This is a genomic window from Alcanivorax sp. HI0083, assembly GCF_001635175.1.
Genome location: NZ_LWFX01001197.1, coordinates 1 through 5,065, shown reverse-complemented (window position 1 = coordinate 5,065; position 5,065 = coordinate 1). Strand labels below are relative to the sequence as shown.

Here is a 5,065-nt window from a genome sequence, read left to right as displayed (position 1 = left end):
TTGAGCCTGATGCTCACCGCGTTCGGTCAGCGGCGCTGGCTATGGGGGTTTGCGATTTTGTTGCTGCCTGTGCCGGCGTCCCCATGTTTTGCGCTGCGCCATCCGACGCTGAATCCCTGGGCCAATCGGCTGGTGCTATGGGGATTGTTGTTGTCTCTGCCGATCCTGGTGTTAACCGGCTGGTGGGGCTGGCTGGCGTTGACCCAGGCGGCGCCCGCCGCCTGATCAGTCTTCGTCGTTTGTCAGCCAGTGTAGGGGCTTGTCCGGCTTGGCATAGCTGAGCCGGCCGATACGCTGACTGCGGTGGTAGCTATCCAGCCCCGACAGCGCCACCGTCCCGGCCCGTTCAATATCCACAAAGCCATCATCCCCCAGTACCTCATCGGGTAGCAGGATATGTTCGATGGCACCGATCACCAGAACGGTGTTATTCACCGCCAGGGTTTGCACTTCCCTCACCGCCATGCCCAGTTTTATCCGCGCCTGTGCCACGAAGGGGGCGGCAAAGTCGGGCAGGTAGGCTGGGCTTAGCCCGGTAGCGGTGAACTCGGAGGTATTCCGGGGATAGCGGGCGGCGGTCTGGTGGGCGGCTTCGAGGATCTCGGCATGGACCTGGTTGAGCGTATAAACACCTGTGCCTTGCAAGTATTCCAGGCTATGCCGGTCCACCGAGTGCGGGCGCAATATCATCCCCATCAATGCCGGGTCGGCCCCGAGATGAAAGCAGGAGCCGACCATGGCCAGGTTTTCCTGGCCGTTCTCGGAGCGAGTGCCCACCAGGTTGGCACTTTTGAAGCCGGACAGGCTATTGACCAGATTGACCCGCTCCCCGCGGGGTAAACCCTTGAGTGTATCGGCTGTCAGATGCATGGTGTGATTCCTCCCTGGCCCGTATTATCGGTAGGTGCCGTGAGTAAACCGTGGAGACCCGTTACCGGCTATGGCAAACCCTTTCGATCGCGATCAGATTATTCAGCAGTGGCAGCCCTTGAACTGGGAGGCCTTCGATCCGCTGAGTGAATCCAGCCAGCGCTATGTGGCGTACTACGGTCTCAATTTTGCCGATCGCCTGCCGGACCTGGAGCATGGCTTCGGTTATTTCGAGGCGGCGGGGCATATGCTTTCCGTGCATGGCTGGCGGCCGAAGCCGCCCGTTCAGCCGCGGGGCACTGTGCTGATTTGCCACGGCTACTTCGACCATGTGGGATTGTACCGGCATGTGATCGGCCATGTGCTGGAGCTGGGCTATGCGGTGCTCGCCTATGATTTGCCGGGCCACGGGTTGAGCACTGGCCCGCAAGCCGTGATCGACGATTTTCGTACCTACCGCGACGTACTGGAACAGTGCCTGTCGTTGGCAACCAATTATTTCCCCAAGCCCTGGCATGTGATTGCCCAGAGCACCGGTGGGGCCATCGTGATGGATTATCTGGTCAGCCGCGGTGAGGGCGATGAGAACCCTTTTGAGCAGGTCATTCTGCTGGCGCCACTGGTGCGGCCGTTCAAGTGGGGAACGGCTCGTTGGTTGCACACCATGGTCAGCCCGTTTGCCAAAACCCTGAAACGGGTTTTTACCATCAACTCCAACGATCCGGATTTCCTCGACTTTCTGGAAAACAAAGACCCTTTGCAGGCACGGCGTATTTCCGCCATCTGGGTGAGTGCCCTGAAGAAATGGATGCCGGGTTTTGAAAAAGCGTCACGGATAAAAGTGTCGCCGGTGGTGATTCAGGGAGACAGGGATGAAACGGTGGACTGGCAATATAACCTGGAGATGATCAAGCAGAAATTTGAAAGCCCCGATATCCATATGCTTCCGGGAGCCCGCCACCAGCTGGCCAATGAAAATGAAGCGTTCAGACGTAAAATCTTTGCCATTATTGACGAGTACCTGGCGTAAATTCGATTTTTTACGCTTTGTTACTTGAGCAGGTTGCGGCTTTGTAACAGTGTGAATTCACGGTTCCCAACCAGGGAGTTTTGTGTTTTTACAAGGAGTCTATGATGAACAGTAAATGGATGTTGGCCGCTGCTTCCGGTGCGGTCTTGTTGAGTCAGGCTGCCGTGGCAGACCTGAATGCAGGCGTCAATGCTGCCGTGAATGCCCAGGCAGATGCCGATGCTGCTGAACAGACTGTTCGTGACCAGCGAGATGCGGCCAAGGCCGATGCCAAACAGATGGAAAAAGATGCACGGGCCCAGCGTGATGCAATGGAAAGCGATGCCAAAGCCCGCCATGACGCGATGAAAGAAGATGCCAAGGCAAAGCGTGATGCCATGAAGGATGACGCAAACGCCATGGGCGATGATGCCCGTGCCAAGCATGAAGCCAACATGAAGAAAATGGAAGAAAGCCGTGATGCCGCGCGTCAACGTCATGAAGATGCCATGAATAATGCGCAAGGGGCTGGCGCCAGTGCCAACGCTGAAATGAAAGCGGGGGCCGCCGGTGTCAATGCGGATGCGAAAGCGGATGCCAAGGCGGACGCTGAGAAGAAAGAAAAATCCTGGTATAACTTCTGGGATTAATCTTTCAGGTGAAAACCAAAAAAGGCCGCACATTGCGGCCTTTTTTGGTTTTCTCGCGGGGCTGGGAGATATCAGCATTTCTGCGGTCCCCCCGTGGTGTCAGTATTGGTTCACCGTACCGTTTTCACCCACCAGCACCACGTCGGCAGGCCGCTTGGCGAACAGGCCATTGGTGACGACGCCAACGATATTATTGAGCGCGGTTTCCAGTTCAATCGGGTTGGTGATATCCAGATTGTGCACGTCCAGAATGATATTGCCGTTGTCCGTGACAAAGCCTTCACGGTATTCCGGTTGTCCACCCAAAGCCACCAGCTTGCGGGCCACGTAAGAGCGGGCCATGGGAATGACTTCAACTGGTAGCGGAAAAGCCCCCAGCCGTTTTACCTGTTTGGAGGCGTCCACGATGCAGATGAATTCCCGTGCCGCTGCGGCGACAATTTTCTCGCGGGTAAGTGCGCCGCCGCCGCCCTTGATCATTTCCCGGTGGCTGTTCACTTCGTCAGCGCCATCTACATACACTGGCAGGTTGCCCACGTCGTTCAGTGAAAAGACCTGGATGCCATGCTGCTTGAGTCGCTCGGCGGTGGCATCGGAGCTGGCCACAGCGCCTTTGATGCGATCCTTGAGGGTGGCCAGTCCGTCGATAAAGAAGTTGGCGGTGGAGCCGGTGCCCACGCCGATGATTTCCCCTTCGGGGACAAAACGCAGTGCGGCTTCGGCTACCTGCTTTTTCAGCGCATCCTGATCCATGAGGCTGTCCTGTCGTAATATGGGTGTGTATCGACCCTGAGGTGTGCGCCAATTATAGGCCAGCGGCGGTCCTGACTCGACCCCGGGCTATCGCATTTGTGCCGGCCAGCCCCTAGACTATTCCTTTCCCTTCACAGAATGAGCCCGGAACCCTCCATGCTGGACAAATACGTTAAACGGATACTGCAATCCCGCGTCTACGACGTGGCGGTGGAAACTCCCATTCATGCAGCGCCGTTGATTTCCAAACGTATTGGCAACCGGGTGCTGCTCAAACGGGAAGATCTGCAACCGGTGTTTTCCTTCAAGCTGCGCGGCGCCTACAACAAGTTGTGTCAGTTGAACGAGGAACAGCTTGCCCGCGGGGTCATCTGTGCGTCAGCAGGGAATCATGCCCAGGGACTGGCGCTGGCGGCGTCGGCCATGGGGGTCAAAGCGACCATCGTGATGCCGCGTACCACGCCGGATATCAAGGTAAGTTCCGTGCGTCGCCACGGTGGCAAGGCGGTGTTGCATGGCGACAGCTTTGACGAAGCCCTGGCCCACGCGCTGAAGCTGCAGGCCCGTGACAACCTGACCTTTGTTCACCCTTACGATGATCCGGATGTGATTGCCGGCCAGGGCACGGTGGGCATGGAGATTCTGCGTCAGCAAAGCCGCGAACTGGATGCGATTTTTATCCCGGTGGGCGGCGGTGGGCTGGCGGCCGGGGTAGCGGCTTATGTGAAGTACGTGCGTCCGGAGGTGAAGGTGATCGCGGTGGAGCCGGAAGATGCCGCCTGCCTGAAAGCCGCCCTGGAGAAAAAACGTCGGGTCACCCTGCCGGAAGTGGGGCTGTTTGCGGACGGTGTTGCCGTGAAGCAGATCGGCAAGGAAACCTACAAGGTGTTGCGTGATCACGTGGATGAAGTGATCACCGCCAGCACCGATGAAATCTGTGCGGCCATCAAGGACGCGTTCGAGGATACCCGTGCCATCTGCGAACCGGCGGGGGCGCTGGCCCTGGCGGGTTTGAAGAACTGGGTAACCAAGCACGATGTGCGTGACCAGACGCTGGTGGCAATTCAGAGTGGCGCCAATGTGAATTTTGACCGGCTGCGTCATGTGTCAGAGCGTGCCGAGCTGGGCGAGCAGCGCGAGGCCATTCTGGCTGTCACCATACCGGAAACGCCTGGTGCGTTTCGGGCGTTCTGCCAGGCCCTGGGGCGGCGCGGTATTACTGAATTCAACTACCGCTACAGCGATGACCGGGATGCCAATATCTTTGTCGGTATTCAGTTGCGGCCGGGCGGAGAGGCGCTGCAGACGCTAATGAGCGAGCTGCAGGAGCGCGGTTATCCGGTGGTGGATATGAGCGGTAATGAGATGGCCAAGCTGCATATTCGTCATCTGGTGGGCGGGCACACCTCCCGGCATGACCTGAAGGAGCGGCTGTTCAGGGTGGAATTTCCGGAGCGCCCCGGAGCGCTGATGAAGTTTCTGCAATCCCTGGGCGAAAAATGGAATATCAGCCTGTTCCATTACCGTAACCACGGCGCGGCCTATGGCCGTGTGCTGGTGGGCTTCCAGGTGGAGGATGGCAAGCAGAGCAAGCTATTGGCCGACCTCAAGAAGGTGCCTTATCCCATGGTTGAGGAGAGCGACAACCCCGCCTACCGGTTATTTTTGAACTAATCGCTATTTAGCCTGTCGGTTAATCGGCGTAGCCGGTTTTGTTTGCGTTTCCGTCTTTTTTGTCCGATTTTTTGCTAACTCATTGATTTTACATTGTGTTGGTTGTTAA

At 57.5% G+C, this 5,065-nt stretch carries 6 protein-coding genes; 4 read left to right on the top strand and 2 right to left on the bottom strand.

Annotated features, from left to right (window positions below):
• On the top strand, positions 1-225 hold a 225-nt coding region (locus A3754_RS17345), incomplete at its 5' end, for a hypothetical protein (protein ID WP_231880674.1).
• On the opposite strand, the gene A3754_RS17340 is transcribed toward A3754_RS17345, so the two are convergent.
• Entirely contained in the window at positions 226-870 is a 645-nt protein-coding gene (locus A3754_RS17340) for a flavin reductase family protein (RefSeq protein ID WP_063520703.1), read from the bottom strand.
• 70 nt (positions 871-940) lie between these two features.
• On the opposite strand from A3754_RS17340, the gene A3754_RS17335 reads away from it, so the two are divergent.
• Positions 941-1,900 (top strand): alpha/beta hydrolase, encoded by a 960-nt coding sequence (locus tag A3754_RS17335; RefSeq protein WP_063520702.1) that lies wholly within the window; start codon positions 941-943, stop codon positions 1,898-1,900.
• A gap of 101 nt (positions 1,901-2,001) precedes the next feature.
• Entirely contained in the window at positions 2,002-2,529 is a 528-nt protein-coding gene (locus A3754_RS17330) for a hypothetical protein (protein WP_231880673.1), read from the top strand.
• Between the two features lie 99 nt (positions 2,530-2,628).
• Here the strand turns inward: A3754_RS17330 and rpiA are convergent, their stop codons facing one another.
• Positions 2,629-3,282, bottom strand: a complete 654-nt coding sequence (gene rpiA, locus A3754_RS17325; protein WP_063518545.1) for a ribose-5-phosphate isomerase RpiA — start codon at positions 3,280-3,282, stop codon at positions 2,629-2,631.
• A gap of 138 nt (positions 3,283-3,420) precedes the next feature.
• Here rpiA and ilvA point away from each other — a divergent pair, with 138 nt between their 5' ends.
• Positions 3,421-4,956 carry a threonine ammonia-lyase, biosynthetic gene (gene ilvA / locus A3754_RS17320; protein WP_082872522.1) on the top strand — a complete coding sequence of 512 codons (1,536 nt, stop codon included), beginning with the start codon at positions 3,421-3,423 and terminating at the stop codon, positions 4,954-4,956.
• Positions 4,957-5,065 lie beyond the last annotated feature (109 nt).